Source organism: Halomonas halocynthiae DSM 14573 (genome assembly GCF_000425725.1).
Classification (GTDB): domain Bacteria; phylum Pseudomonadota; class Gammaproteobacteria; order Pseudomonadales; family Halomonadaceae; genus Halomonas; species Halomonas halocynthiae.
On record NZ_KE384440.1, the window covers coordinates 263643 to 289645 of the forward strand.

Sequence of the window (26003 nt, forward strand, 5' to 3'; positions counted from 1 at the left end):
TCATGAATACTGCATTTCAACCCAGCGGCAATGAAGTCAAGCACGCCGCGTTTAAGGAGCACCGCCGTAGCGGGCGGTTATGCGCCAGCCGTCAGTGCGTGCTGGATGCCTTTTCCGCTGGCCCGATGGCACGTAATGAAGTTGCCGATGCAGCAGGCGTTCCGCTTTCGAGTGCGTGTGGCCGTTGTCGTGAGCTGCTCGATGCGGACCTGGTTCAGGTAACAGGTACTACTCAGGATAAACCGGCCCGCCAGCGGCTGGCACTGACGGATAAGGGGTGGAAAGCCATCGGGGAGTGCATCTAATGACGCTGAGTAACGTCGAACACCAGGTGTTGGCGCTGATCTGTGATGAGCACCGCCAGACCCACCGTGGCGCCAAGATCCCCATCATCTATGCGGGCATGGGTGCGACAACGTACCAGCAGAAGGCGCGCATCGTTGATGTGCTGCATTCCCTGAAAAACCGTGGGCGTCTTGCCCTGGGGGTCGGGCCTGATGTTTGGGTACCGGTCAATGACGCGCGGTTATCGCTGCACAATCAGAGCATCGAGCCAAAGCCAACATGTTTTAAGTGCACCATTGAGCTCTGCGAATTTGATGCAAAGCAATATGGACATATCTGCAACGACTGCTTTAAGCAGCTAACGGCTGATAGTGAGGCAGAGGCTCAGGAGTACAGCTCCACGGTGGAGCGCATTGGCGCACCACTGCCTGATGAGCTGCTTAACCGTTGCGCTGCTATGAATGCGGTGCTTCTGGCGCAGGCTGAGAAAGCCCACTCAGCAGGCGATCCCGAAGCGTGGCGGGATCTGGCCTGGCTGATCGAGACGGGTAAGCAGTTGGTAGCTGCTGGGGGTGAGTCATGAGCTGGCTCGAATTCTTGGCCGCGATAGGCGCTGGCGCTGTGCTCACACTGGTAGTTGAAGTGGCGTTTTTCTTTTGGGCAACGGGCGGTATGGACGAAAACGGGGAGGGTGGCCAATGAAAGGCGGACTGCAAGCGCGCCGTGCGGGGATGCTGTGCCAGAACCCACGCTTTGCGCTCTATCTCGACCATCGTCGTCGTCGCTTCCATCAGATGGCTTATGGCTTGATGCCTGATGGCACCCATACCAAGGAAGATTGCGAGGATTGGTTACGTGCCGCGTGTGGAGTGAAAAGCCGTGCTGAGCTGGATCATGACGACACAGCACGCGCAATGCTCGACAAAATTATTTCCGATTATAGCAATTGGGAGCGCCAGCAGCGGTCAGGGGGTGCAGCTTGACGTTAAATATCCAGAAACCCAGGCGCCCACGTGCGCTGACCAAAAGCGGCGCGCCACGCAAGCGCCCAGTAGATTGGGAGGGCAAAGAACAAGCTTTATTAATCCGCTGGCTACTGGGCGAACGCCAGCGCGGCACGATGGTGGGGCGGCTCTACGATTTGACGTATCACGTGCCGAACGGTGGGCAGCGCAACAAGAAAACCGCCAGCGACCTAAAGCGCCAGGGTGTAAAGGCGGGTGTTAGCGACTTGGTGGTGATGGATGCGCGTGGCGGTTGGTTTGGGCTGTATATGGAATTTAAAGCCTCGCCACCGCATACCGCCGCCCTTGCTGAGAGTCAGCATGATTGGCTGGCGTTGGCAGAAAGTCGCGGGTATTGCGCTGTGTTGGCGGTGGGGCTAGAAGAGGCTAAGCGTGTGCTAAGTGAGTATGCGAGCTGGACGGATACCGGTAATTGGAATGGTCCTGGTCGTGAGCCAGTTGTGCCTATGAAAAGCTGTACCGAATGGAGGAAGGGTTGATGGGTATGGCACTGCGACAGGAGACGAGCATGGGGCAGGATTATCAGAAGATGCCGATCAAGGATCTGAAAGCGCTGGCGCGCCAGTGTCATGAAAACCACGATCCTGAAGCCGCCCGCGTGTTTGTTGATCGTGTGTTGGATATGGAGGTGGAGCGCCGCACTTGGTACGCACACGAGAACCCAGGCTTCCAGCCGTTCAGTTCGACCGCTAAGCTGGGAGAGCATCCAGGTGGCGGCACCGCCGCTGCCGATCCGCTAGTGTTGGCTTACGATAGGGGTATACGCGTCCATGCTGCCCACGAAGAAGCACGCCAGTTCCTTGAATATGCACGCCTCAAGCCCCGTAACCTGCTGGCGGCACTTATTCAGTCAGCAAAAACAGACCGGCGTGTCACCGGCCCTTGGGGTAAGAGTTACGACCAGATAGCTGCTGATACAGGCCTGTATGCACAGCGACTGGGGTTCTCTCCCGGCGTCATGCACGGCAATACGCTGATGTGCTACGACACCATCAAGCATGATTCAGGCTGGCGCGAGCAAGTAGAGACAAAGCACGTTGTTCCGCTGTTTAGAAACGGCCAGGCCGTGAAGGATGCCGCAAAGCAGGCGAGGGTAGAGCTGTTGCTTTTGGCCAAGATATAAATCAGCACCTATATGTTGTATTAGCTCCACGGTTGTCCTACTATGCTTTTAGGCTGGCGCTAAATGTCGCTAGCCGCCACACACCATAAAGCCCTGCCGGGTTATCTCGGCGGGGCTTTTGCGTTTCTAGCGGGTGGGACAAACGGTTAACCAGTTGTTTCGATCGCCGCCACCTGGCGTTTTATGCCCGTCTCCTTGCGGGCTTTTTTATTCCCGAGGTTTCGCCATGACTTTTCTATTCATGCACGAAGTGCCGCAGAAGGGAGAAGTCACCTACACCCCGCAGCCCTTTCTGCTGCCTTGGGGTGCCAAGGTAAGCGATCCCTTCGTTACCAAGCTGCTCGATATTTGCAACCGCATGGGCTGGGGCCCTGATCTGGCTGACGAGCTAATGGGCTGCATGGCCTTTGAGTCCGCTCGCACGTTCTCTCCTTCCGTACGCAATGCGGCAGGCAGCGGAGCCACTGGTTTGATCCAGTTTATGCCCGCAACCGCTCGCGACCTTGGCACGACTACAGGCGCTCTCGCTCGCATGAGCGACGTTGACCAGCTTGAGTACGTTTACCGCTACTTCACAAAGTACCGATGGCATGAGCGCGTGAAGCAGCTTGAAGACATGTACATGGCGATTCTTATGCCCAAGTACATCAGCTACCCGCTAGGCGCCGTGCTGTTTAATGATGGCACGCGAGCGTATACGCAGAATCGCGGATTAGACGCAGATCAAGATGGGCGTATCACCAAGGCGGAAGCGGCTGCAAAAGTCCGTGCTGTTTACACGGAGGGCTTCGCCAGCGGCAATGCCAGGGAAGTCTTTTACAATGAAATTGATGCTGAGGTCGTCTAATGCCATGGCGCAATTCTGGATTGTTGCAAGAGATGCTGCTGGCGTTCACGTTAGCGGGAGCGGTGATTATGGGCTTTATCGCTAAAATCGCAGCTGAAATCAAAAGCGGAGAGCGCGAAAAGTTTTTTACCAGGCGCCTTCTGCTGGACGTGCCTGCAATGGCTGTCATGTTTGCCATTGCCGCCGGGGTCAGTGAGCGATACGGATTAGTGGGCTGGCAGTCTACCGGCGTTGGCATGATCGCTGGCTATGTGGGCCCTCGTGGCATCGACATCATTCTAATGGCGGTCGCTGATCGCGTGCGAGGCGGCAAGTGAAGTTGACCGACGACTCAAAGCATTGGAGTAAGTTTTGGAGTGTGCGGCTCTCCATGCTGGCAGCGGTGCTCGCAGCCCTTGAGGCCAGCCTGCCGCTCTGGCAAGACGTTGTGCCTGCCGGTGCGTTTGCTGCTGCATCTACCAGCGTGGCGATGCTTGCCGCTGGGGCGCGTGTCGTAAAGCAGTCCATCAAGGGGCGTGACTGATGATTGCTTCATTGAAGGCAAAAGCGATAACCGGCGGCGTGACTGCCTTGCTCCTGGTCTCAGCTTACGGTTACTGGCAGTACATCACCGGTGAGCGTGACGCCTATCAGGCTGAGGCTCAGCGCCAGCAGGCAAGGGCAGACGTACTGCAAGAGCACCAACAGTGGCAGCGTCAGCAGATTCAGGTGCTCAACGATGCGCTAGCAGAGCGCGACCAGGCGTTGGCTGTCATCGCTGACGATATAAGCGCCAGCAAAGCGGCGCTCCAACAGTTGGGAGAGACCGATGGTGAAGCGCGTGACTGGCTTGATCGTGATGTGCCTACTGGTATTGATGACTGGTTGCGCCAGCTCCAGCAGCCCAGCCCCGGTGATGGTGTGCGACTGCCCGACGATACCGGCACACCTGACGGCTAAGCTACCCACGCCTGAGCGCATACTGCAAAGCCAACGCGGTTTGCTTTTATGGCTCGCTGAGTATGAGGCATTGAGACGCCGCGCTAACGCTGACCGCGCGGCGGTGGTGGAGATCATGCGCGTGGGCGAAGAGGATGACGATTAATGCCAGCACGCACACCAACACCTTGCCGCGACAAGCTTTGCCGCAACACTACCCGCCACGCCCATGGCTACTGTGATGATCATGCTGACAAGGCTAAAGCGTGGAGCCGTGGCCGTGGTGGTCGTGGGCGTGGTGGTCGAGCGTGGCGTCGTTTGCGTGATTCAGTAGCTGAGCGTGATCGCTATCTGTGCCAGGAGTGCAAACGGCAAGGCAGAGTGACGCCATTTCAGTCAGTGGATCACATCGTCCCAGAAGCCGAGGGCGGCCGATCAGTGCCGTCTAACCTTGAGGCCCTGTGCGGGCCTTGCCACAAAGTGAAGACGCAAGCTGAGTCACTGCGCGCCCGTCAGCGCGGCGGCTGACACCCCCAGGGGGGTGGTCAAATCTCTACAGGTCTGGCGCGCGGACACCGCACCCCCAGTCATTTTTTTATGCGTGAGAAATAACGAAACTTTTTTCGGAGGTCTGGATGGGTAATGAAGCGGCCGTCCGGGCATCGGGTGGTGGTCGAAAACGCAAAACCTCCGTCCAACATAAAAGCTCAATTTCTCGTATTGCACCGCCGCCAGAACTGATTGATGAAACCGCTGTTCGGATCTGGAAAACCCAAAGCAAGATCCTGATCGAGCGAGGGACGTTTGAACCTGAAGATGCTCCCTTGCTGCTGGCCTACTGTAATAGCTTCGCTTACATGATTCGCGCCGACCTTCAAATAACCGACTGGGCAAACCCGCACGGTGGCATGGTGGTTGAAACAGCAGACGGCAGCATTAAGAAGTCACCTTACGTCGCTGCCCGTAATGATTACATCGCGCAATTATCGCGCCTCGGCTCATTGCTCGGACTGGACCCACTGACCCGCCTGCGCATGCTGGGCGGGGGTGGCGAAGGTGGCGGCGAAGAGGGTAACGAATTCGACGAGTTCTAATCTATGGCCGCATATCCTAACGTCAACGCGGCGCAGAAGTACGCGCGCGACGTGGTGGGCGGCCGGATCCCAGCCTGCCAATACGTTCAGCAGGCCTGCGCTAGACACCTCAACGATTCAAAGGCCAGCAAGGCAAAGAGCTATCCATTCCGATTTGATCGGGACAAAGCCGAACGGGTATGCCGGTTCATCCAGTTGATGCCACACACCAAAGGCAAGTGGGCGCGCGGCAAGCAACGTATCACGTTGGAACCCTGGCAGCTGTTCATGTTCTCGATGCTGTATGGCTGGGTACGCAAAGCGGATAAAACACGCCGCTACCGTGAAGCCTACATCGAGGTGCCCCGCAAGAATGGCAAGTCGATCATCGCCGCTGGCGCTGGCATCTATGCATTCTGCGCTGACAACGAATACGGCGCTGAGGTTTATTGCGGCGCCACCAGCGAGAAGCAGGCCTGGGAGGTTTTCAAGCCTGCGCTGGAGATGGCAAAGAAACTGCCCACCCTGCGCAAGCGTTTTGGCATTGTGCCCTGGGCAAAGAAGCTGGAACGCACCGACGGCAGTAAGTTCGAGCCGGTGATCGGTGACCCGGGCGATGGTTCAAGCCCCAGTATGGCGATCATCGACGAGTACCACGAGCACCCAGATTCGCGTTTGTACGACACGATGATTACCGGCCAGGGCGCGCGGGATCAGCCTTTGGTGCTGGTGATTACAACGGCAGGTTTTGATATAGCCGGACCCTGCTACGGCATGCGTGAACGCAGTATTGAAATGCTCGAAGGTGTGCAGACCGATGACGAGCTGTTTGCCATCATCTATACAATCGACAAAGACGACGACTGGACCACCAAAGACGCCCTTATTAAAGCCAACCCCAACGCGGGTGTATCCGTTGGGCTGGACTACCTGGTTGCCCGCCAGCAAGCCGCGATTAAACGCGCGCGCATTGCCAACAGCTTTAAAACCAAGCACCTCAACCTGTGGGTATCCTCGAAAGAGGGCTTCTTCAACATGCAGAGTTGGGAAGCGTGTGAAGACCGCACGCTGACCGTTGAGCAATTCCAGGGTGTTGACTGCTATTACGGCTTTGACCTGGCGCGGAAGCTCGATTTGACCGGCATGGTTCGCGTGTTTGTTCAGCAGATCGACGGACGAACCCATTACTACTGCATCGGCCCTACGTTCTGGGTGCCCGAGGATACGGTATTCAACGACGAAGACCGCCGCACAGCAGAGCGCTATCAGGCCTGGGTAGAAGCCAAACAGCTGGAAAGCACCGACGGCGCTGAGATTGATTATCGGGAAGTGCTGGCACAAGCGAAAGAAGCGCATCTTCAGGCTCCTGCCATTCAGTCAGGCATTGACCCTCACGGCGCTGCGAATTTATCGCACCAGTTGGATGATGCAGGACTTAACCCCGTCACCATTCAGCAGGGTTACAAGAATTTGTCTGACCCCATGAAAGAATTAGAGGCCGCTATTCTGACCGGACGCTTCCACCATGATGGCCACCCCATCATGACCTGGTGTATGGGCAATGTCGTTGCCAAATACTTGCCCGGCAATGATGACGTAATGAGGCCAATCAAGCAGGGGAATCAGAATAAGATCGATGGAGCGGTTGCTCTGATCATTGCCATCGGGCGAGCAATGGTACCTCAAGAAGACGACCTTTCAGACCACCTTGAAGAACATGGCATCCGCACCCTATGAAATTTCTATCCAAGCTTTTCAGCCGCAAGAGCACGGCCATTGATACGCCCCAGGCGCTCGCTGAAGAGCTGGGTGTTACCTACGACTCAATCAGCGGTCGTCGCGTATCGGGTGGCCAGGCCATGCGGCTATCAACCGTATTCGGTTGCATCCGCGTTCTATCAGAATCAGTAGGCATGCTGCCGTGTCGGCTAATGGAGCAAAACGGCCGGACGCGCACACCAGCCCAAGATCATCCGCTTTACCGGTTACTGAACGTAGCGCCCAACGATTACATGACAGCCCAAGAGTTTTGGGAGCTTTTGATTACCTGCTTGTGCCTACGAGGCAATTTTTACGCCTACAAAGTGCATGGGCTGGGTGATCGAGTAGCAGAGATACTACCGCTTGACCCTGGATCAGTAGAGCCAAAGTTAGACAGCAGCTGGAACCCTGTTTACCGCGTCACGTTTAAAGACGGCACCACGGATGTGCTAGGGCAAGACAAGATCTGGCATGTTCGTCTGATGACGCTTGACGGGTTAATAGGCCTGAACCCAGTGGCGTATGCCCGTGAAGCCATCGCACTGGGGCTGGATACGGAAGAGCATGGCGCCCGTCTATTCAAGAATGGCGCCGTGACAACAGGGGTTCTGCAAACAGAACAGACGCTGAGCGATAACGCCTATAACCGCCTGAAGAAAGATTTTGAAGAACGTCATGGTGGGCTAGCCAATAACCACAAGCCGATGATTCTGGAAGGCGGCTTACAGTGGAAGCCTATATCGCTAAACGCAGAAGACAGCCAGTTCCTTGAAACACGTAAATTCCAGCGTGATGAGATCTGCGCCATCTTTCGTGTGCCGCCGCACCTAGTGGCCAATATGGAACGGGCAACGTTTTCCAATATCGAGCACCAGGGGCTGAACTTTGTTAACTACTCGCTGGTGCCGTACCTGACCCGTATTGAAAAGCGTGTGCTGGTCGGTTTGATGGAACGACAAGATCAAAGTCGTTACTACGCCAAATTTAATACTGGCGCGCTCCTGCGTGGTGACCTTAAAGCCCGCTATGAAAGCTACGGCAAGGGCATTCAGTGGGGAATATTGAGCCCGAACGATTGCCGTGAACTTGAAGATCTGAATGACCGTGAAGGCGGGGATGTTTATCTCACCCCCACCAACATGACCACCAACCCCGAAGGCGCAAACAGTGAAGGAACATCAAATACCTGAACGCCCCAAGGGCGAGCAACCGAAGGCTCGGCGTGAAACGCTACGCCGCCAAGCCATCCAGAGCGGGCTGAGCCAACCTAGTCGCGTTCACGATCTTGAGGACAAGCAGAAATGACCACCAAGCAACGCTTCGACGCGCCGTTAACCATCAAGGCCGTCAATGATGCCGGCGAGTTCGAGGGGTATGGCTCGGTATTTGGCAATCAAGACAGCTATGACGATGTGGTAATGCCCGGCGCCTTCCAGGCTAGCCTCAAACGCTGGCAAGAAAAGGGCCGAATGCCCGCCCTGTTGTGGCAACACAACATGCAAGAGCCTATCGGCGTCTATACCGAGATGAAGGAAGACGACCAGGGCCTGTATGTTAAAGGCCGCCTACTGGTTGATGATGACCCGCTGGCGCGTCGTGCCCATGGCCACATGAAGGCAGGCAGCCTAAGCGGCTTATCTATTGGCTTCATGCTGAAAGAGTGGGAATACGACCGTGATAAGGAAGTGTTCCTGCTTAAAGAGATCGATCTTTGGGAAGTCTCGCTGGTGACGTTCCCCGCCAACGACGAAGCCCGGATCTCAAACGTTAAGAATCAGCTGGCGCGGGGCGAAATGCCCAGGCCCAGCGAGCTCGAAAAAGCCCTGCGAGAAGTAGGGCTTTCTCGTTCTCAGGCCAAGGGCTTTATGTCCTCTGGTTACAGCGCCATCCAGCCGCGTGATGCGGAGGCGGAAAACGCGCTTTCCTCCCTCAAATCCCTACTTGATAAACTGTAAGGAGCCTCCCATGGCTGTTGATGTTAAAGACGTTTCCCAGGTCGCTGAAGAGCTGGGCAAACGGTTCGATGAATTTAAATCCAGCAACGATAAGCGCATTGACGCTATCGAGCAGGAAAAAACAGCGCTATCTGAAAAAACCGAAGCGCTGAACCTCAAACTGACAGAACTGGACCAACTGAAAGCGGATCTTGAAAAATCCCTAAAATCCGCCAACCGCCCTGGTCGTACGGGTGGTGAAGAAGCCAGCGAGCACAAGGCCGCCTTTGAATCCTTTGTGCGCAAGGGGCGTGAAGAAGGCCTGCGCGAACTGGAGCAAAAGGCGCTGCAGACCGGTACGGATGACGATGGCGGTTACGCGGTACCGGAAGAGCTCGACCGAAGCATCCTGGAGCTATTGCGCGATGAATCGCCCATGCGCCAAGTATGTAACACTATTACCGTCAGCACCCCTGACTTCAAGAAGCTGGTCAACTTGGGCGGTGCGGGATCTGGCTGGGTAGGTGAAACAGCGGCGCGTCCTGAAACCAACACTCCTACGCTTGCACAGATCGCCGCGCACATGGGGGAAATCTACGCCAACCCTCAGGCAACGCAAACCAGCTTGGATGATGTCTTCTTCAATGCTGAAGCCTGGCTTCAGTCTGAAGTAGCTGTCGAGTTTGCAGAGCGGGAAGGGGCTGCGTTTTTGCTTGGAGATGGCACCAACAAGCCGAAGGGTGTCTTGAGCTACACCATGGCGGAAACGCCAGACGCCACCCGCGCCTTCGGTACCCTGCAGAACATCCTGTCAGGTACCGCAGGCGACTTTACCGGTGACGATCTGCTGAGGCTGATCTACAGCACCAAGCGTGGCTACCGTGCTGGCGCTACCTTCATGCTCAACATGATGACGCTGTTCAAAGTGCGCACCATGAAAGACAGCGAAGGCAACTATCTGTGGCGTCCGGGCTTGCAAGAAGGCCAGCCTTCAAGCTTGCTTGGTTACGGTGTAACCGAGAATGAAGATATGCCCACGGCCGCTGCTGATGCCCATGCGGTATCCTTCGGCAACTTCCAGCGCGGCTACACCATTGTTGATCGCATCGGTACCCGTGTTCTTCGCGACCCCTACACCAACAAGCCGTATGTCGGCTTCTACACCACCAAGCGCGTGGGCGGCATGCTTACCGATTCACAAGCTATCAAGGTGCTAACGCTCAGCGCAGCATAAGAACAGCGCTGAATAGCACAAGGTGAAGTAGCCAGCAGGCGCTCGCCATTGAGCGCCTGTTTTGTTTAGCCAGGAGAAAGACATGCCTACGATCAACGTCACAAAGCCGTTTCAGTGGTCGCCAGATGGTAAGGAAGTGAAGAGTTACGACGAAGGGCCGCATGACGTGCCCGAACGCTGTGCTGTCGTTGCCGTCGAGCAGCTCAAAGTGGCCAAGCCGTTGAGCGATGCTGAAAAGAAAAAGCTGGATGCAGAGGCAAAAGCCGAGGCAGGCAGCACTGAAGAGCAGCCGCCAAGCCAGGCAGCTAAAACCACCACCAAGAAGTAAGCAGCTAAGCGGTGCCGACAATGCTAGATCTCGAAGTCGTTAAGCAGTGGTGTCGTATTGAGATCGATGAAAGTGATGATGACTCTACGTTAGAGATGCTCTCTAACGCTGCTCAGCGAATCTTTGAGCATGAAACAGGACGCAATCTTTACGCAGCGAATGAAGCCATCCCAAAAGACCCCGTAACAGGAGCGCCGCTTGATGATCGGGCACTAGTACTAGACGACGATATTGCACTGGCCTTGAGTCTGCTGATTAGCGCTTATTACGACAATAGGGATGGCAGCTTCCAGATCCATCCGGCAATTAAGATGGCGATGAAGCCTTACCAGTTCTACAACGTGTGAGGGAATGCGATGCAAGCAGGCAAACTACGCCACCGCGTCACCCTCGAATGGTGGGAAAAAGGCCAACGGACTGCTTCCGGCGCCACACCAGAAGGCTGGCAGCCCGGGAGAAAGCTATGGGCAGAGGTTGAGCAGCTACGCGGGCGAACCCTGTTCGCAGCACAGGAAGCCAACGCCGAAACCACCGCGCGCATCCGCATGCGTTATCAGCCGGATGTTGCCGACGCCACTGGCAAAACCCTACGCCTTCGCCACGGCGCTACCGTCTACCGCCTGGAAGGTCGGCCCATTGATCTGGGGGGCAAGCGCGCCGAGCTGGAGTTGATGTGTCATGAGTGGGTTTGATGTCCAGTTACAGGGTGAAGACCTTCGCCGAGTGAAAGCCCAGCTCTCGGCGCTGGAAGACAACATCAAGGAGCGCGCCATTCGTTCCGGCCTGGTCGCAGTGGCCTCCCCGATTAAGCGCACCGCCAAAAGCCTGGCACCAAAAGAAAGCGGTGACATGGCCAAGGCCGTTGGCCATCTCAATATCAACAAGCGGCAGCGCAGCCGGTTAGGTTTTAAGGCGGGCGAGGTCGGCATTCTGATCGGCACCAACCGCAAGATTCGTGGCCGCTGGCAGGGAAAGAAGGGCATGTGGCATGAATACGGTACGGAACACATGGACGCCAATCCGTTCCTTGAGCCCGCCATGTCTCAAAACCAGGGCGGCACCCAGAAGCGTTTTTATGACGGCCTCTCCAAATACCTCGACCGGCAACGCAAGAAGGGCGCCATCTAATGATCGATAAGATTCTGACAGCACTGAACGCCTCGGGCATTACTGCCGTGCTTAGTAGCGATGCCGACCCCAGCCGTAGTGACACGGTACCGGAGCTGGTCAACCTGGTTGACCCGGTTGTCTCCGGCAGCCTCTGGCCGCTCAATCTGCCGTCTGACGCCCCCAACACCAACGGCGTTTATTCGCTGGCCGGGCTGGCGCATATCGACGTAGACGGCTACCGCATGGGGCGCGTTGACACCTACGTACTGAGTTTACGCAGCCCAACGTTTGACCCGCTGCGCACCATGACAGACACCCTGATTGAGCGCGTATCAGATCATACCGGCATCAATAGCTGGGACATCACCGACGCGGCCACCGATTACGAATACGACCAGCGCCAATACCGCGCCCACTTCGAAGTGCAGGCCACCAGCTTATCGATGGCAGCACCGCAGCTACCCGCTGCATTCGTGCACCCCGCCCAGGCAATGGCCGAACCCAACGCCTTGAGCACCTTTGATGTACGCCAGACGGTGATTGAGCAGGTCGCCGTGGTGCTTGTGGACGAACAGCCCGGCATCGAAATCCAGCGCCGCGCTATTCAGGCGGCGTTGCTGGGCCTGGAAACCGAAGACGCCGTTGCGCCACTGGAATACGGCGGCGGCCAACGCGTGGCGGTATCAGGCCGCCACGTCTACTGGCGAGAGGTATACACCTACCAGCGCTTGATCCGCAGCTAACCAAAAGGCATCGCCATGAAATTCACGCTTAAAGTAACGCGCAGTCGGTATCACTCAGAGAGAGATGCTGAAAAGCTCAAGAAGCTCACAGACGCTGGATTTGCTGTAAAGCCGGTGGCTAGGACGCTAGGCATGGATCGAGAAATCACATCCCGCGGCATAGAGATAGAGGTAAACACGCTAGATGATTTGATCAATCTGAATAAGCACTGGGGGTGCGAGTTGATATTTGATGCCGATGAGAAAGAAATCACCCTGTATGACGACTACCTCGAATAGCTAACCACCCCAAACCCACAACACCCGCCTTGAGCGGGTTTTTTTATGCCTGGAGGAAACCCCCATGGCCCGACAAGGCGGCAGTTACACCAAGCGTAACGGCAAAACAGAGCTCGTCCACCGGACGAAACCCGGCGCCGCAGCGCCCGCCGCAAAACCAGCGGCAGTACCGGCACCCCAGCCAACCCAAGCCCCGGCCACGCCGGAGAAACCCCAGAAAACCGGCAAAGTAACGGAGGCCGACAATGGCTAAGAAATGGCGTAAGCGCTATGTAGTCGCGCAGATTGAAGACGTGTATGGCGAAGCGCCGGCGGATATGTCCGCTGCCACCATTCTCGAAGTGGTGATGCTCGATGGCGGCAACCCTTACGCGGGCAACACCGTTGACCGTGAACGTATGCGCGATGGTCTCGGCTCGTTCGAACAGGTCAACACTGGCCCTTATGTCGAACGCCAGATCCGCGTACCGCTAGCAGGGCAGGGCACGGCAGGCACGGCACCGGCCTACGGCATGTTGCTGCGGGCGTGCGGGCTTTCTGAAACCACAGACCCTACTTCGGTGACCTATCAGCCCGCCTCTGATGGTCATGAGTCGGTAACGCTGTGGTGGGTGGAAGACGGCCAGACCCAGCTTATTAAGGGCGCACGCGGCACGCTGACCATCTCCCAGGATTCCGGCGCACTGCCGTACATCGAGTGCAATTTCACCGGGCTGTATGAAAAAACCGCCAATGGTGCCGATGCCTCGCTGGCAACGCAGGCGGTACAAGCCAAGGAGTTACCGATCAACAAGCAGAACACCGTGGCCACCATTGACGGCCATTCTGCCTGCATGTCGTCTCTCTCCATGGATCTGGGTAACCAGGTGGAGCACCGCAACCTGATCAACTGCGAATCGGTACACATCACTGATCGCGCTGTGACCGGCTCCACCAACATCGAAGCGCCGGACATCGCCACCGAGGACTACTTCGCCAAGGTCGAAAGCCATAACGGCGTCACGCTATTGCCGATTAGTCTGACCCACGGCGCCACGCCGGGCAACATCGTCAAAATCGATTCCCAGCGGGTGCAGCTCGCCAGCATTTCGCCAACGGACAATCAGGGCATCATGCATTACGACCTGAGCCTGCGCTTCGTGCCCACCGATGGACAGGACGACGATTTCACCCTGACGTTCAAGTAATTCGCCACCCCAGCCCGCCTAGCGCGGGCTTTTTTGTGCCCAAAAACAGGAAGCACCCATGAGCTTTGTACTCAAGACCATTCCCGACATCGTTGTGCCCGTTACCGTCCAAGTGCCCGGCGAAGACGAACCGTCCACCATCTATGCCAAGTGGCGGCTGCATCCCGTCAGCAAGACACAGGAAATGATGGACAAGCAGCGCGCTGGCGAGCTGACCGACGACGCATTGGTAGACCAAGACCTGCTCGATATCACCGGCATCAGTGACGAGAAAGGCAACGACGTTAAATTTTCGAAAGACCTCGTGGCGCAGCTACTGGATACCGCGTACGTGCGCAAAAGCCTCATCCTCAGCTGGTTTGCCGCACAGCAGGGCCGTAGTGAGGCCGCCGCAAAAAACTAAGCGACGCGGGCCGGTGGTGGGCGGGCGCTGGCCGCGTGGAAGATGCCCGCGAAAGCGACGCTAAGGCGCTGGGCATCGTGCATCAGCAGCCCGCCACGCCAGACGTGTGCGAAGTGTGGCAAGAGCACACCGAAGCATTAGACGTGTTTCTCGCCTGCCGCACGCAGTGGCGCATTATCGCCGGCATGAGTGGTGCGCATCACCAAGGGCTCGACTACACCGCGCTAGAAAGCGTGATGCGCATGAAGCGCGTGGAAGACCCCGACGAAACACTAGCCCAGATCCAGCACATCGAAGCTGGCGCGCTGGAAGCGCTAAATAATATCAATTAATACAGCCCTGCCAACCAGTAGGGCTTTTTGTGTGCGCCTCGCACGGGCGCAATAACCCGAGAGCCTTTCAGAAAGAGCCCAGGTGAAGCGCCGGTAAAAAGCTGGCGAGCTTCTCTTGGGGCTGGCGTTTCTGTGCGACTGGGCTCTTTACTAAAAGGAAAACTGATATCAGTTGAAGTCCGAGCGATTATCGTTTGTATGTCTTTTTGCAGGCGTACTCCATGACGAACACCACTTGGGAAACGCTGCCGGGACGCTGATGAAATGTATAAGCGTCGATAGCCTTGTAGGCCGCAGATTGCATGCCCGGTCCCTCAACGCTTGCCGCCCACGCCAGTAGCGAGTCCTCTGATTCGCCTCCGCTCAGCGAGTCTCTAACCTGCATTGCCATTTCTGTTAGCGCCTGTCTGTCGCGACATTCGTCAATCGAATGTCCATAAGAGACTGCCGGCAGCAATAGCAGCGTAGCGAGGATGGTTTTTTTCATCGTGTCGCACTCGTGATCTGTGATGTATCTGTGATCTTACATGATTCGAGAAAACGACTCCCGCCATGACGTGGGATTGTTTCTTTCACCCTCGCTAAACGCGGGGCTTTTTTATGCCTGAAATTCGAGGTGGCCATGGCCAAGCAATACAAAACAGGGCTGATTATTACCGGCGATGCCTCTGGTGGCATTCGCGCGGTTAAGGCCACCGAGGCTGAGCTGGCCAAGCTGAATAAGGGTTTTGATAGCGGCAACAAAAAAGCACGCGGTTTTGCCGATGGCTCGAAAAGCGCATCAAGCGAAGTGGCGGCGCTGAGCAAGTCGGCTAAAGCGGCGGCGGCTGGCGTAGCGGCGGTTTCTGCCTCTATTGCGGCGGCGGGCGGGGCGGTTTTTGCGTTCACCAAAAACGCGGCGGATAACACCCGCAGTTTGGTAAACCAAGCGCAGGTAGCAAACACCAGTGTCGCGGAATTTCAGCGCTACGCTTACGCCAGCAAATCGGTACGCATTGAGCAAGAGAAGCTCGGCGGCATTCTGCAAGACGTTAACGATCGCGTTGGCGAATTTATGGCGACGGGCGGCGGCCCGATGGCCGATTTCTTTGAGAATATCGCGCCGGAAGTTCGCGTCACTGCCGAGCAATTCCGCAACTTATCCGGCCCGCAGGCGCTCCAGCTCTATTACGATTCGCTAGAAAAAGCGAACTTGTCGCAAGCCGATATGACGTTCTATCTGGAGACAATGGCGAGCGATACCACGGCGCTGATTCCGTTGCTGCGCAACGGTGGCCAAGGTTTTGCAGAAATGGCAAGCGAAGCCGACAGCCTCGGCATTGTGCTTAGTGAAATGGATGTCGCTAACCTGGCTGAGTTCGTCGCGCAAGTTGACCGCGTGAGCGCCACATTCAGTGGTCTGAGCGCTGTCGCCGCCGCTCAATTAGCGCCTACGCTATCAGATGTCGCTGATTCTCTAGTTGATGTCGCGATTGCGTTTCGAGAGGGTAAATACGACAAGCACCTCGATGCGCTATTCAATGGCGCTCAAGTGGTGGCAACGCTGCTCGCTGGTCGCTTCGTGGGCGCAGTTGGTGCTTCAACTGTATCCATGCTGGCTGCCACACGACAATCAGTTGCCTATCAGATGGCCTTGGCACGCATGGCGGGTGTATCAAAGACAGCCGCTGCTTCGCAAACTGCGTTAGCAGGCGCTAGTCGTGCCGCCGCTGGCGCATTGGCGCTAGTCGGCGGTCCTGCCGGTGCGGCGGTGCTCGCTGCGGGCGCTGTCTATTATTTCCGTGAAGAATTAGAGCTGGTTAAGCCCAAGGTCAAATCGACCGAGGACTACGTTCGCGAGCTGTCGGCGGGCATCGATACAATGAGTGAGTCGGCGATAAATAACCGGCTCGACGTGCTGCGCCTCGATCTGATGGAAACGTCAAAACAAGCGATTAGCACCGCAATTGCGTTATCCAAGCTCGAAGAAACAGAGGTCATGTACGGCCAGGGAATGGCTGCTGACCAGCGTGCTGGGGTAGAGCAGCGTAGCGCACAGCTAGAGAATCTGCGTAACGAGATTGATGCTACCACGGCGACGATTGCCGAAGCGGAAGCGCGGCGCGAAGCGCTGATCGCTGGGCGCGAGCAGCACACCATCGTTACCGATGATGAGACCGAATCAATCATCCGGCAGAATCAAGCCTACTCTGACGTTGCCGCCAGCCTAGACCCCGCCATTGCGAAGCAGAAAGCCTACACCGAAACAATGCAGGCGCTCACAAAAGAGCTGACTGCAAACAACATCTCAAGCGAGGAATTCCAGCGGCTCAAAGGGCTGGCGGAAGCCAAGCTGCATGATGTCGCCAAGGCAGCGGGAAGCACTGGTGGGGCGTTTCGCAGCCTGTCGAAATCGGCAGACGAAGCGGGCCAATCGCTGGAAGAGCAGTCTGCGTCGGCCCAGGGGTTAATTGACACGCTGTACCCACTGCAAGCGGCTCAGCGGCAGTACTCCGATGATAAAGCCGCGCTGATTTCCTATGCGCAACAGGAGGGGCTGGGTAACGACTGGGTGGTCCAGTCAATGATCCGACTGAACGATCAGTACGCCGAGGGTAGCGCGGTTGCCGATGCGTTCGGTGAGTCGGCAGTGCAGGCCACGGAAGACGCCGCGGCTGGCACGAGCGATATGGAGAAGCTGTTCGAAAACAGCATGGATCGCATGGACGATGCCGCCGTCGATATGTGGCGCAATTTCCTAGACGGCTCGGAAAACACGTTCGACTCGTTTAAAAACATCGCATTAGACGCGCTGGCTGAGGTGATTCACGCTTTCACCACGCGCCAGATCACGGCGTCGTTCGGCATTAATGCTCAGGGTGGAGCAGCGGGAGCGCTGGGAGGCGGCTCAGGCGGGCTAGGCGGTCTCGGTGGGTTGTTCTCTGTCGGGAAAAGCCTGCTAACAGGCGGGCTAGGCGGCATTTCTTGGGGAGGTGTCGGCACCGCTGGCTATTCTGGCGGCTGGGCTGGGAACGCAACATCTGGGCTGGGCCCATCGGGCGCGCTTGATATGTGGGGCGGCTCAACGTCCAACTTCGGCGGCATGACGGGCATCGCATCGTTGGGCGCAGGGATGGCAGGGAGCAAGGTCGGAGCCCTAATAGCTGACTCATTTACCGATAGGATTGCCAACTCTAATTACGGGTCGATGGCAGGCGGAGCTATCGGTACGTTTTTCGGCGGGCCAATCGGTGCGGGCATTGGCTCTGCCATCGGTAGCATTGCCGACAAACTGTTCGGGTCAAAAGACACACCGCTCAGAATGGTCCCGATGCGGGCAGATGCTAGCTATTCCGGCTGGGACCAGGGGATATACGAGCAAGGAGCGCTAGGGGCTGTTGGGTTCCGCGACGACGGAACGAAAGAGCTGGTAGACAAATGGAATGAGGGCGACGCCCGCACGCTGCTAAAGCAGGTGGCAGAGCTTGACGGCGCGCTGGCAAGCCTTGCGACGAACGCCAGTGAGCTAGAGGCGATGAAAACTGCGGTCGCTGGAGCAACTGAAGCGACAGGCAACGTCGGCAACCTCGCTGGCCTATTCACTAGTCGTTATGGCAGCGCCATTGGCGCGCTGGGCGATGATTTTAAAGCGTTTTTTGATTCGCTGCAGGGTGGTCTGAACGAAACTCTGCCGCAAGCAGCGCTGGCTCGCGAGTCCCTGCTGTTGATGCAAGACGCTGCCGATATTCTCAGACTGCAATTCAACGATACAGGCGCGGCTGCCTACGAGGCGGCGGGACATCTCGCTGTGATGGCGGGCGGCACGCAGAACCTCGCGGCATTGCAAGCGAACTACCACCAAGCGATGCTCACTGATGCCGAAAAGATGGAAATGGCACGGTCAGAGCTCGAGGCGGGCTTTGGCGCTCTCGGCGCGTCTATCCCAGCGACGAAAAAAGGGTTCCGCGAGCTAGTGCAGGCGCAAGACCTGAACACCCAAGCGGGACGCGAAAACTACGTTCAGCTGATGACGTTAGTCGATGGGTTTAACGCATTCAAGCAAGCCACCGCGCAGATACCATCGGCTCTTGACGAGATAACCAACAGGTTCGACAAGCTCGCAGACAGCGCAAGAGATGCAATCTCGGACGCAGAAACTGGGGTTTTGCGCGCGTGGGAGGCGTTTAGTAGCCAGTCAATAGAGCAGCGTATTGCACTACTAGAACTAGCGGGTGACAAAGAGACGCTACTCGTTGAGGCCCGCGAGCGCGAGCTAGCCGCTATTGATGAGTCGCTACGCCCGACACAAGAGCGCATTTGGGCGCTTCAGGACGAAGCCGCCGCACAACAGGAGGCAGCCAAGGCTGGACAGGCGTATGCCCAGTCGCTGGCGAGTGCGCAGGACTGGCTCGGTTCGACGTTGGGCAACATTAGCGGCTGGATCGACAATCAGAACGCCACGGGCGGGTCGCCCACGGACAATCTGGCGGCGTCTCAAGCGCAGTTCGACGCACAGCTAAAGCTGGCGCAGGGCGGCGACCGCGAGGCGCTGCAGAGCATCACTCAGTACGCCGACCGCCTGCTGGCAGGCAGCGAGGATATGTTCGCCTCCGGCCCTGCTGCTCAGGCAGAGCGCGAGAAAGTGCTGGCCGCGCTGGAAAAACTACCTGACGCGGTGAGTGCTGAGCAGTACATCGCGGACGAAATAAAGACGGCTCTACGCGAGCAGACGGCTGGCATTACAGACGACCTGGGCGACGTTCTCACGAATGGCACGCCAGCTAAAATTGCTGCTGAGCTAGCGGGGTCGTTTGACGCGCTCACGCTCGGCGTCAGTGAGGTTCTGACGCGTGATCAGCTCGCTACAGTGATGCAGGGCAAAGCGACTGACGCGCAGCTAGATGCGCTGATGAAGATGGTTGACATCAATGGCGACGGCGTGATGAGCGGACTTGAGTCGGTCATAATCAAGTCGTTGCCGAGCGACACGCTGCTCGGGAATGTGCTGAAAAACCAGCTTGAAACTACTCGAAACAAACAACTGACTAGGGCGCAGGTTGTGAGTGCGCTCAAGCCTGTCGCTTCGGGCAGGCAAATCAGCTCGCTAATCAAACGTGTTGACAAAAATGCTGACGGCATCATCACCGCTGAAGAGCTGACCGCTGCGAACATTAGCAGCATGCAGACAGCGGTAGTCAGCTCGCTCAGCTCGTCGTTTGAGACGCTTGACGATAACGTTGACGGATTGCTGACATTCAGCGAGCTGAAATCAGGGCTGGCTGGCATTGCAACTAATGCTCAAATACGCTCAATGATGGGCGCCGCCGACCTCAACAATGACGACGTTATCAGCAAGCTAGAAAGCGTCATCGTCGCGGAGATGCCGACAGATACCCGCCTTGGCACGGTGCTGAAAAACCAGCTCGAGGCGACGCGCAACAAGCAACTGACTCATGAGCAGGTTCGCAACGCCCTCGCCCCAATCGCGTCAAAATCTGTCATCAATAAGCTCATAGAGCGTGCAGACAAAAACGCAGATGGAATCATCACTCAGCAAGAACTGAGCAACGTCCGACTAGGCGGTCTAGTCGCAGGCATCGGAAATACGCTCAAGCCGATGTTTGAGGGCATTGACACCAGCCTTGACGGACTAATTGATTACGGAGAGTTCGGTAAATATTTCGACGGCATGGCGTCGGACGCAGAGCTAGAGAACATATTTCGTCTGCTGGACGCGAACGGTGACGGCACTATCAGTGCGATTGAAGCGGGCAACGCGTCGTCTGAGGGCGTTGAGAGCAACACTCGCTCGATAGAAGAGCGCTCACTGGACCAGCTTGCTAGCCTGCGGGGGCTGGTGCAAGAGATGACGCGCTCGACTAATCAATTCGTCGGGCTCAACTCAACGATGCAGTCTCTACGTGAGTCTATAAACGCCCTGGGCGTGGCACAGGGAGAGGCTGCGCGCATTGAGCGAGAGAGAGCGGCAGCGGCGCGGCGAGAGCGTGAGCGCATAGAGCGAGAGAGGAAGGCGGCGGAGCAGGCGGCTCGCGAGGCGGCGGAGATAGCTAGGGTGCAAGCCGAAATCCGCAGAAACGAGACGGCACTCGCTGGACTCAGAGAGCAGTACGCTGGAGGAACAGGGCGAATAGCTGAGGCTGCGGGCGACGTGAGCTGGAGCGACAAAAACATGCTGTTCCAGCTCATTGATGCAGCAACCGGCGGCGATGAGATTCTATCTCATGATGAGCTGCTTAGGATTGCTTCAGATATTCGCGGCATGGGGCTAGATAATCAGCGAGCTGAGGCGTGGGGCGTGCGTGTTGCTCAGCAGCTCTATGCAGACTCAAATATCGCGCGAATTGAGGCGCTGATAAGGAAGCTAAAAGGGGGTAGCGGCAGCTTTGATTACGACGCATCCGGCAGGCTCCCCCAGTTCTCCAGCGGTGGCTACACCGGAGCGGGCGGCAGGTATGAGCCAGCAGGTGTAGTGCACAAGGAAGAGATTGTTTGGAGTCAGGCAGACATTGCACGAGCTGGCGGCGTGGGTGTTGTTGAGTCCATGCGCACGATGAGCGCGAGCGCCTGGCAGGCACCGAGCAACAGCGGCGCGGACGGCACGCTGGGCATTCGTGCCGAGCTGCCTCCTATCTCGCTGCCGCCGCTGCTGGGCGGGGGCGACGTGGTTGAGGTGCTGCAAGACCTGCGGCACGAAGTTGCTGAGCTGCGCAAAGAAAACGCCAAGCTACAGAGCGAAGGCAACAGGCACGCGGCGGCTAGCGTGACGGTACAGCAGGCGGGCTTCCAGCGTCAGATAGCCGAGCAGCAGAAAAGCAACCGTTCACTGGCCACGATGAGCAGCAGCACACGCTTGGAGGCCGCACGATGAACGGTGAATGGCTGCTCTCTCTAGACGCGCTGGATGCTGACGACAATCCCGTCACGTTGCGCTTCTCAACTGGCCAGTATCACGGCGATGGCGAGGCATGGACGCCACGCATTCAGCAAGCGGGCCTTTATAAAGCGGGCCTGTTCGCTGGCGACCTGCTCAACGTCAGCCGCTCCGGCTACGGCGAAACGACGCTCATCAACTCAGATGGCGCGCTGGATTATCTCGTCGATTACGCGATGGATGGGCGGCAAGCCGTGCTCAGCTACGCAGAGGGCGAGGCGCTGACAGAGGTGCTTGTCGGCACAGTGGCGCGCGTCAGCTATCAGGGCCGCATGATCTCTCTGCGACTGCGCGACCCGATTGAAACGCTGCAACAGTCGCACCCGCATACGCGCTATGCCGGTGATAACGTGCTGCCGGATGGGCTAGAGGGCACGGATGACGATATCGGCGGCACGATCAAGCCGAGACTATACGGGCAGGTGCGCAATGCACAGCCGACGCTCGTCAACACCGCAAAACTCATCTATCAGATCAGTGACCAGAGCTGCACCGTCTCGGCGGTGTACGACAACGGCGTGCCGCTTGAATTCGACGGCGCTTACACCTCGCTGGCCGAGATGGAGGGTGCCGCGCCTGCCGCCAGCCGGTGGGATGACTGGGAGCCGCCAGCGGGCAAATGGCGCAGCATCAACGGCTATATCCGGCTGGGCGCCACACCTGTTGGGCAGATCACCTGCGATGCAGATTGCGACGCTGCTGATGCAGGCAGTGTGATGCAGGCCATTGCGGCAGATGCAGGCGCGGCAATCGGTGATGTGTCTGCGCTCAACAGTGCAGGGCAAGTGCGAATGTGGATCACAAACGAAACCACCACCGCTGAGCTGCTCGATCAGATAGCGGTCAGTGTGGGCGGCTACTGGCGCATTGACAGCCATCGCGTGATTCAGGCGGGAACGCTGGAAGCGCCCGCTGCGCCAGAAATGACGCTGCTCGACCATCAGATGATAGAGATCAGCCGCGAATCCGCAGGCGCTGGCTCAAATGGCCTACCCGTCGGCAGAGTGCTGGTTGAGTGCGATCCGATAGAAGTCACGCAAACCGATCTGGCCGGTGACGTCGCTGAGGATAGGGTGGCTCGGTTGGCGTTGGCCGTGCGTGAGGCGGAGGCGGAAGACGCGCCCACGCTGGCTCGGCATCCGCTGGCTGACGGCGTAATGATCAGCAGCCGCCTCGCGACTCGCGCGCAGGGTGCCGCGCTGGGCGCTCGTGTGCTGGGCTTGCTCTCGCCGCGCCGCGATAGCGTCTCTGTAATCGCTCGCGTGCAAGACACCGGCGCGCTGGCTATCGGTGACACGGTGCGCATTGTCACGCCTCGCCTCGGATACGCCGACGGCCGCAACTTGCTGGTAGTGGGCCGCGAAATAGACACCGCCCGCAATCGGCTAACACTGGATTTATGGGGGTAACCATGTCTGAGCGACACGTCACGATGTGCTGGCCAAATTATATCGACGAATCAACGCTGTCCGGCGGGCAGTGGTCGGCTAGTTTGCCGCTGTCTCAGCTCATGTCCGCCACTACGGCAGACGTAGCAGAGAGCGTCGGGTTAGATCCTGCTAATACGCAATTTGACATCACGCTGCCGCGCTTTCGCACCATCGCTGTCGTGGCGCTAAACAATCACAACCTGAGCGTTTCAGCGCGCTGTCGCGTGACGATGTTCCGCGACACGCAGGCGCAGAACGAAATATGGAATAGCGGCTGGCAAAACGCATGGCCCGCGATTTATTCAACGGCTGAGCTGAACTGGGAGGACTCCAATTTCTGGTCTGGCAGGCCGTATGAAGAAGACCGTAAAGATTTTACCCCGCTGGGCTGGGTGTTTCTCGATAGGCTGCAGGTGGCGCGGCGTGTGCGTGTCGAAATAGACGACCCGACAAATAGCGATGGCGCAGTACGCCTCGGGCGATGCTTTCTGGGCAACTCATGGCAGCCGACGTACAACGCCAGTTACGGCATTCAATACGGGTACGACATCGGCACGGAGTTCGAAACGGCGGGCAACGCGAACATGACCGAGTATGCGGACGTGAAAACGCCCAAGCGCACCGTGTCGTTCAGCCTCGATCATCTGGATGCTGATGAGGGTGCACGCCGAGCACTGGCATTGCAGCGGCAGCAAGGGCTGCATGGTGAAGTGCTCTACACCGAGTTTCTGGAAATCACCAACCCCGTGGCATTCTCCCGTGCATTCATCGGACGACTATCCAGCGCTGATCCGTTAGCACACCCGTACTACGCGACATACACCAATTCAATCAGCATCAAGGAGATTCTGTGATGACAGGCCACCGGCAGTACGTCGGCCTGAGGCTGTCTGATGTGGCGGGGGCGGTGCCGTCAGTGGCGCAGATGAGTGTGGGTGAACTGGCAATAAATACCGCCGATGGCCGCATTTACGCGCTGCTTGCTGGAGGCGTGCGGGATATCACCGACGGCTACAGCGTAGCCGAAATAGATCAACTGCTCGGCACGAAACTGGATGCTGACAGCCGCTATACCGACGCAGAGGCCGTTGCCGCATTGCGTGCCGCCAGCGACTGGCGGGCGGTTGACTGGAATGCAGCTTACGGCTGGGGCGACCACGCGCAAGCGGGCTACCTAAAAAGTGTTGGCTGGGCCGCAGTGAGCGACAAGCCGGCATTTTCTGATGTCGCCACGTCCGGCGCGTATAGCGACCTGAGCGGCAAGCCCGACCCCACCGACTACGCCACGGCATCGCAAGGCGCGAAGGCCGACAGCGCGGTGCAGCCTAGCGACATTGGCACTGCCGCCGCCGCCAACAAAGACGACTTCGACCCAGCAGGCAGCGCCGCCAGCGTCGAAAAACGAATCACCCACACCCTTCAGCAGCAGTCCGATCCACTACTGATGCACTTCTTGTAACAGAGTCATAGGAGGCCTATATGGCTAGCGTGACATTTCCCGTCGAGTTCGGCGGCGACGGCAACACCTACACCGGCGATGATAACCCAAACACGGGCCTTGCAAACGATGGACACCGCCTTCGCTTTGTGCCCGCTCTTGCTAACGCGGTCGCGATGGCGGAATGGACGAAAGAGAAGGCCGGCGAGACAAACAATGACCGGCACCTAGCAACAACAGCAGCCGCGCAAGCGCAAGGCTCGCGGGCAGCCGCGCAGGCATCTGAGCTGGCTGCAACCGCTGCCGCTGCCGCTGCCATTGAGTCAGCAAAACTGGGTGCGGCGTATTACCCGAGCGCCGCCGTCGCGCTCGATGACACCGAGCCGGGGGCTTATTTCAACGTGTTAGAGGGCGATTATATTCAACTCTATCTCAATGATAACGGTGCAGCTAAACCGTTAATCCGGATGGCATCACAAGAGTCGCTAGATAAATTAAACGCCCGCCCTGACCCCCTCCTTACATCACTCGTTTTTAGTTGAGGTTATATCAATGACACTACGCACTCATGCAGTAGCGCTGACCGGCTCAGATCAAACCGTAGTTACAGTGCCCGAAGGGCAAGAGGCCACTTGTAATAGCATTTTATGCACCGGCTCTGGCAGTTTAACGCTGAAATATAAAGAGGCTAACGGTACAGAGCATACTGTATTTAGTAGCAAATCCATTACTGATGAAATTGCATTAGAGCGCAGTTTTAATCTATCCGCTGGGGATTCGCTAATAGCTAGCGGCTCAGGGCTGAGCATCTTCATCTCTGCGTATTATGTCGGCTCATCATCCGGCAGCGCAGTGATGGCGTTTGGCCCAGGCCCACAAGTGCTGAAAGCAGGCGACATGCAGGCAGGATATTTCGGAGAGGTATCGGCTGCCGAATTTTACTCGGGCAACCGGCTGGCGCTTGAACTCGGCGTCACAGAAGGCACGCTGCAAAACAGCGAGGCGGGATGGCTTAAATTCGCTAGCAAAGGCAAAGTGCTGTTTGTTGCAAAACAAACATTTATGCATTCAGTGGCATGGGATCATCTCTACAGTCGCGGGATTGTCTACGGCACGGATGATGTCGGGATTTCCCCCCGTGGCACGCCCACAAATCAGATGACAACAGTCGATCACGGTGGAAATAAATTTATCGTGCGGCTGATGACGGGCGCGAACGCAGACCCTTTCCCCGAATCTGACCCGCTATATCTCACCGAGGACATGTGTCAAATGGATATCGGCGGTGGCGGCGAGTGGAATACGCTGATGTACCGCGTACATCAAGACATTCCCGACTGCCCCGACACTATCGGCATGACCGCCGATAGGCACTCCGGCCCCCAGGTGGGCGACAACTGGGCAAATTTTACGAATAGCGATTTGAATATCGGGAGCGGGAGCGGTCGAAACGTGTGGTGTCAGGAGGCGAGCGACACGATCGAGAGATTTCGCGCGCTTCGCGGCAACGTTGACGTCACGCACTTCGGTAACAACGACGCGGCCAACAGCAGCCTGTCTCACGGCTGGCGTCCCGTGTTAGAGCTTGTGGTTTAAATAATCAATAATCTATACGGCAGGGT

General features: G+C 57.4%; 33 protein-coding genes. 32 read left to right on the forward strand and 1 reads right to left on the reverse strand.

The annotated features are described in order from the left end of the window. The first annotated feature begins 2 nt into the window (after positions 1 to 2). The 26 genes from H616_RS0110355 (at position 3) to H616_RS0110480 (ending at position 14582) form a co-directional block, all read left to right on the forward strand. Positions 3 to 305 (forward strand): hypothetical protein, encoded by a 303-nt coding sequence (locus H616_RS0110355; RefSeq protein WP_027967301.1) that lies wholly within the window; start codon positions 3 to 5, stop codon positions 303 to 305. Further along, complete coding sequence (locus tag H616_RS0110360; RefSeq protein ID WP_027967302.1) at positions 305 to 868, forward strand: hypothetical protein; 564 nt, start codon at positions 305 to 307, stop codon at positions 866 to 868. The genes H616_RS0110355 and H616_RS0110360 overlap by 1 nt, the downstream gene beginning before the upstream one ends. Then, the gene (locus H616_RS15760; protein WP_276195420.1) at positions 865 to 987 is read left to right on the forward strand and encodes a hypothetical protein; all 123 of its coding nucleotides are present in this window, start codon (positions 865 to 867) and stop codon (positions 985 to 987) included. Before H616_RS0110360 ends, H616_RS15760 begins: the two co-directional genes overlap by 4 nt. After that, complete coding sequence (locus H616_RS0110370; protein WP_027967303.1) at positions 984 to 1268, forward strand: hypothetical protein; 285 nt, start codon at positions 984 to 986, stop codon at positions 1266 to 1268. Before H616_RS15760 ends, H616_RS0110370 begins: the two co-directional genes overlap by 4 nt. Then, entirely contained in the window at positions 1265 to 1789 is a 525-nt protein-coding gene (locus tag H616_RS0110375) for a VRR-NUC domain-containing protein (RefSeq protein WP_240470577.1), read from the forward strand. Before H616_RS0110370 ends, H616_RS0110375 begins: the two co-directional genes overlap by 4 nt. Positions 1790 to 1794: 5 nt before the next feature. Beyond that, a complete protein-coding gene (locus H616_RS0110380) occupies positions 1795 to 2433 on the forward strand; it encodes a hypothetical protein (protein ID WP_156906450.1) in 639 nt (212 codons plus the stop codon). A gap of 226 nt (positions 2434 to 2659) precedes the next feature. Further along, entirely contained in the window at positions 2660 to 3280 is a 621-nt protein-coding gene (locus H616_RS14760; protein ID WP_205619081.1) for a hypothetical protein, read from the forward strand. Then, positions 3280 to 3597: a hypothetical protein gene (locus H616_RS0110390; RefSeq protein ID WP_027967306.1), complete on the forward strand. Its 318-nt coding sequence runs from the start codon at positions 3280 to 3282 to the stop codon at positions 3595 to 3597. Before H616_RS14760 ends, H616_RS0110390 begins: the two co-directional genes overlap by 1 nt. A gap of 2 nt (positions 3598 to 3599) precedes the next feature. Beyond that, complete coding sequence (locus H616_RS15600; protein WP_027967307.1) at positions 3600 to 3803, forward strand: DUF7940 domain-containing protein; 204 nt, start codon at positions 3600 to 3602, stop codon at positions 3801 to 3803. Beyond that, positions 3803 to 4219, forward strand: coding sequence for a hypothetical protein (locus H616_RS0110400; RefSeq protein ID WP_027967308.1), 417 nt, complete (start codon positions 3803 to 3805; stop codon positions 4217 to 4219). Before H616_RS15600 ends, H616_RS0110400 begins: the two co-directional genes overlap by 1 nt. Positions 4220 to 4363: 144 nt before the next feature. Beyond that, a complete protein-coding gene (locus H616_RS0110405) occupies positions 4364 to 4726 on the forward strand; it encodes an HNH endonuclease (RefSeq protein ID WP_027967309.1) in 363 nt (120 codons plus the stop codon). A gap of 107 nt (positions 4727 to 4833) precedes the next feature. After that, positions 4834 to 5292 (forward strand): P27 family phage terminase small subunit, encoded by a 459-nt coding sequence (locus H616_RS0110410; RefSeq protein ID WP_027967310.1) that lies wholly within the window; start codon positions 4834 to 4836, stop codon positions 5290 to 5292. Positions 5293 to 5295: 3 nt separating this feature from the next. Continuing rightward, the gene (locus H616_RS0110415; protein WP_027967311.1) at positions 5296 to 7008 is read left to right on the forward strand and encodes a terminase large subunit; all 1713 of its coding nucleotides are present in this window, start codon (positions 5296 to 5298) and stop codon (positions 7006 to 7008) included. Continuing rightward, positions 7005 to 8222, forward strand: coding sequence for a phage portal protein (locus H616_RS0110420; RefSeq protein WP_027967312.1), 1218 nt, complete (start codon positions 7005 to 7007; stop codon positions 8220 to 8222). Before H616_RS0110415 ends, H616_RS0110420 begins: the two co-directional genes overlap by 4 nt. Continuing rightward, positions 8200 to 8337 (forward strand): hypothetical protein, encoded by a 138-nt coding sequence (locus H616_RS15605; RefSeq protein WP_156906451.1) that lies wholly within the window; start codon positions 8200 to 8202, stop codon positions 8335 to 8337. Before H616_RS0110420 ends, H616_RS15605 begins: the two co-directional genes overlap by 23 nt. Further along, positions 8334 to 8987: an HK97 family phage prohead protease gene (locus tag H616_RS0110425; protein ID WP_027967313.1), complete on the forward strand. Its 654-nt coding sequence runs from the start codon at positions 8334 to 8336 to the stop codon at positions 8985 to 8987. The genes H616_RS15605 and H616_RS0110425 overlap by 4 nt, the downstream gene beginning before the upstream one ends. Before the next feature lie 10 nt (positions 8988 to 8997). Continuing rightward, a complete protein-coding gene (locus H616_RS0110430) occupies positions 8998 to 10200 on the forward strand; it encodes a phage major capsid protein (RefSeq protein ID WP_027967314.1) in 1203 nt (400 codons plus the stop codon). 82 nt (positions 10201 to 10282) lie between these two features. Next, the gene (locus H616_RS0110435) at positions 10283 to 10528 is read left to right on the forward strand and encodes a hypothetical protein (protein WP_027967315.1); all 246 of its coding nucleotides are present in this window, start codon (positions 10283 to 10285) and stop codon (positions 10526 to 10528) included. Between the two features lie 20 nt (positions 10529 to 10548). Continuing rightward, a complete protein-coding gene (locus tag H616_RS0110440; protein ID WP_027967316.1) occupies positions 10549 to 10875 on the forward strand; it encodes a head-tail connector protein in 327 nt (108 codons plus the stop codon). A 9-nt stretch (positions 10876 to 10884) separates the two neighbouring features. After that, on the forward strand, positions 10885 to 11220 hold the full coding sequence (locus tag H616_RS15260; RefSeq protein WP_051234218.1) for a phage head closure protein: 336 nt from the start codon (positions 10885 to 10887) through the stop codon (positions 11218 to 11220). Then, entirely contained in the window at positions 11207 to 11656 is a 450-nt protein-coding gene (locus H616_RS0110450; RefSeq protein WP_027967317.1) for an HK97-gp10 family putative phage morphogenesis protein, read from the forward strand. The genes H616_RS15260 and H616_RS0110450 overlap by 14 nt, the downstream gene beginning before the upstream one ends. Then, complete coding sequence (locus H616_RS0110455; protein WP_027967318.1) at positions 11656 to 12381, forward strand: hypothetical protein; 726 nt, start codon at positions 11656 to 11658, stop codon at positions 12379 to 12381. The genes H616_RS0110450 and H616_RS0110455 overlap by 1 nt, the downstream gene beginning before the upstream one ends. Positions 12382 to 12396: 15 nt before the next feature. After that, positions 12397 to 12660 (forward strand): hypothetical protein, encoded by a 264-nt coding sequence (locus H616_RS0110460; protein WP_027967319.1) that lies wholly within the window; start codon positions 12397 to 12399, stop codon positions 12658 to 12660. A gap of 245 nt (positions 12661 to 12905) precedes the next feature. After that, on the forward strand, positions 12906 to 13847 hold the full coding sequence (locus tag H616_RS0110470) for a phage tail tube protein (RefSeq protein ID WP_027967321.1): 942 nt from the start codon (positions 12906 to 12908) through the stop codon (positions 13845 to 13847). Between the two features lie 58 nt (positions 13848 to 13905). After that, a complete protein-coding gene (locus H616_RS0110475; RefSeq protein ID WP_027967322.1) occupies positions 13906 to 14250 on the forward strand; it encodes a hypothetical protein in 345 nt (114 codons plus the stop codon). A 35-nt stretch (positions 14251 to 14285) separates the two neighbouring features. Then, positions 14286 to 14582: a DUF1799 domain-containing protein gene (locus H616_RS0110480; protein WP_035573005.1), complete on the forward strand. Its 297-nt coding sequence runs from the start codon at positions 14286 to 14288 to the stop codon at positions 14580 to 14582. Between the two features lie 187 nt (positions 14583 to 14769). On the opposite strand, the gene H616_RS0110485 is transcribed toward H616_RS0110480, so the two are convergent. Then, entirely contained in the window at positions 14770 to 15069 is a 300-nt protein-coding gene (locus tag H616_RS0110485; RefSeq protein ID WP_027967324.1) for a hypothetical protein, read from the reverse strand. Positions 15070 to 15204: 135 nt separating this feature from the next. On the opposite strand from H616_RS0110485, the gene H616_RS14770 reads away from it, so the two are divergent. Genes H616_RS14770 through H616_RS15265 form a run of 6 tightly spaced genes read left to right on the forward strand, consistent with a single transcriptional unit; the run spans position 15205 to position 25977 of the window. Then, positions 15205 to 21450, forward strand: a complete 6246-nt coding sequence (locus H616_RS14770; RefSeq protein ID WP_035573007.1) for an EF-hand domain-containing protein — start codon at positions 15205 to 15207, stop codon at positions 21448 to 21450. Continuing rightward, complete coding sequence (locus tag H616_RS0110500; RefSeq protein ID WP_027967325.1) at positions 21447 to 22922, forward strand: hypothetical protein; 1476 nt, start codon at positions 21447 to 21449, stop codon at positions 22920 to 22922. The genes H616_RS14770 and H616_RS0110500 overlap by 4 nt, the downstream gene beginning before the upstream one ends. A gap of 2 nt (positions 22923 to 22924) precedes the next feature. Further along, on the forward strand, positions 22925 to 23797 hold the full coding sequence (locus H616_RS0110505; RefSeq protein ID WP_035573009.1) for a hypothetical protein: 873 nt from the start codon (positions 22925 to 22927) through the stop codon (positions 23795 to 23797). Further along, positions 23797 to 24402 carry a hypothetical protein gene (locus H616_RS0110510; protein WP_027967327.1) on the forward strand — a complete coding sequence of 202 codons (606 nt, stop codon included), beginning with the start codon at positions 23797 to 23799 and terminating at the stop codon, positions 24400 to 24402. The genes H616_RS0110505 and H616_RS0110510 overlap by 1 nt, the downstream gene beginning before the upstream one ends. Positions 24403 to 24422: 20 nt before the next feature. Further along, a complete protein-coding gene (locus H616_RS0110515) occupies positions 24423 to 24923 on the forward strand; it encodes a hypothetical protein (protein WP_027967328.1) in 501 nt (166 codons plus the stop codon). A 10-nt stretch (positions 24924 to 24933) separates the two neighbouring features. Further along, positions 24934 to 25977, forward strand: a complete 1044-nt coding sequence (locus H616_RS15265; RefSeq protein WP_027967329.1) for a hypothetical protein — start codon at positions 24934 to 24936, stop codon at positions 25975 to 25977. Positions 25978 to 26003: the final 26 nt, after the last annotated feature.

Bases quoted from the DNA above. Each gene is read 5' to 3' on its own strand.
- H616_RS0110425 (WP_027967313.1), top strand. From the start codon at position 8,334: ATGACCACCAAGCAACGCTTCGACGCGCCGTTAACCATCAAGGCCGTC.
- H616_RS0110410 (WP_027967310.1), top strand. From the start codon at position 4,834: ATGGGTAATGAAGCGGCCGTCCGGGCATCGGGTGGTGGTCGAAAACGC.
- H616_RS0110370 (WP_027967303.1), top strand. From the start codon at position 984: ATGAAAGGCGGACTGCAAGCGCGCCGTGCGGGGATGCTGTGCCAGAAC.
- H616_RS0110455 (WP_027967318.1), top strand. From the start codon at position 11,656: ATGATCGATAAGATTCTGACAGCACTGAACGCCTCGGGCATTACTGCC.
- H616_RS14760 (WP_205619081.1), top strand. From the start codon at position 2,660: ATGACTTTTCTATTCATGCACGAAGTGCCGCAGAAGGGAGAAGTCACC.
- H616_RS0110400 (WP_027967308.1), top strand. From the start codon at position 3,803: ATGATTGCTTCATTGAAGGCAAAAGCGATAACCGGCGGCGTGACTGCC.
- H616_RS0110470 (WP_027967321.1), top strand. From the start codon at position 12,906: ATGGCTAAGAAATGGCGTAAGCGCTATGTAGTCGCGCAGATTGAAGAC.
- H616_RS15260 (WP_051234218.1), top strand. From the start codon at position 10,885: ATGCAAGCAGGCAAACTACGCCACCGCGTCACCCTCGAATGGTGGGAA.
- H616_RS0110460 (WP_027967319.1), top strand. From the start codon at position 12,397: ATGAAATTCACGCTTAAAGTAACGCGCAGTCGGTATCACTCAGAGAGA.
- H616_RS0110430 (WP_027967314.1), top strand. From the start codon at position 8,998: ATGGCTGTTGATGTTAAAGACGTTTCCCAGGTCGCTGAAGAGCTGGGC.
- H616_RS0110405 (WP_027967309.1), top strand. From the start codon at position 4,364: ATGCCAGCACGCACACCAACACCTTGCCGCGACAAGCTTTGCCGCAAC.
- H616_RS0110435 (WP_027967315.1), top strand. From the start codon at position 10,283: ATGCCTACGATCAACGTCACAAAGCCGTTTCAGTGGTCGCCAGATGGT.
- H616_RS0110500 (WP_027967325.1), top strand. From the start codon at position 21,447: ATGAACGGTGAATGGCTGCTCTCTCTAGACGCGCTGGATGCTGACGAC.
- H616_RS0110475 (WP_027967322.1), top strand. From the start codon at position 13,906: ATGAGCTTTGTACTCAAGACCATTCCCGACATCGTTGTGCCCGTTACC.
- H616_RS0110415 (WP_027967311.1), top strand. From the start codon at position 5,296: ATGGCCGCATATCCTAACGTCAACGCGGCGCAGAAGTACGCGCGCGAC.
- H616_RS0110485 (WP_027967324.1), bottom strand. From the start codon at position 15,069: ATGAAAAAAACCATCCTCGCTACGCTGCTATTGCTGCCGGCAGTCTCT.
- H616_RS0110380 (WP_156906450.1), top strand. From the start codon at position 1,795: ATGGCACTGCGACAGGAGACGAGCATGGGGCAGGATTATCAGAAGATG.
- H616_RS0110440 (WP_027967316.1), top strand. From the start codon at position 10,549: ATGCTAGATCTCGAAGTCGTTAAGCAGTGGTGTCGTATTGAGATCGAT.
- H616_RS15265 (WP_027967329.1), top strand. From the start codon at position 24,934: ATGACACTACGCACTCATGCAGTAGCGCTGACCGGCTCAGATCAAACC.
- H616_RS15760 (WP_276195420.1), top strand. From the start codon at position 865: ATGAGCTGGCTCGAATTCTTGGCCGCGATAGGCGCTGGCGCTGTGCTC.
- H616_RS0110515 (WP_027967328.1), top strand. From the start codon at position 24,423: ATGGCTAGCGTGACATTTCCCGTCGAGTTCGGCGGCGACGGCAACACC.
- H616_RS14770 (WP_035573007.1), top strand. From the start codon at position 15,205: ATGGCCAAGCAATACAAAACAGGGCTGATTATTACCGGCGATGCCTCT.
- H616_RS0110450 (WP_027967317.1), top strand. From the start codon at position 11,207: ATGAGTGGGTTTGATGTCCAGTTACAGGGTGAAGACCTTCGCCGAGTG.
- H616_RS0110505 (WP_035573009.1), top strand. From the start codon at position 22,925: ATGTCTGAGCGACACGTCACGATGTGCTGGCCAAATTATATCGACGAA.
- H616_RS0110360 (WP_027967302.1), top strand. From the start codon at position 305: ATGACGCTGAGTAACGTCGAACACCAGGTGTTGGCGCTGATCTGTGAT.
- H616_RS0110510 (WP_027967327.1), top strand. From the start codon at position 23,797: ATGACAGGCCACCGGCAGTACGTCGGCCTGAGGCTGTCTGATGTGGCG.
- H616_RS0110420 (WP_027967312.1), top strand. From the start codon at position 7,005: ATGAAATTTCTATCCAAGCTTTTCAGCCGCAAGAGCACGGCCATTGAT.
- H616_RS0110355 (WP_027967301.1), top strand. From the start codon at position 3: ATGAATACTGCATTTCAACCCAGCGGCAATGAAGTCAAGCACGCCGCG.
- H616_RS0110390 (WP_027967306.1), top strand. From the start codon at position 3,280: ATGCCATGGCGCAATTCTGGATTGTTGCAAGAGATGCTGCTGGCGTTC.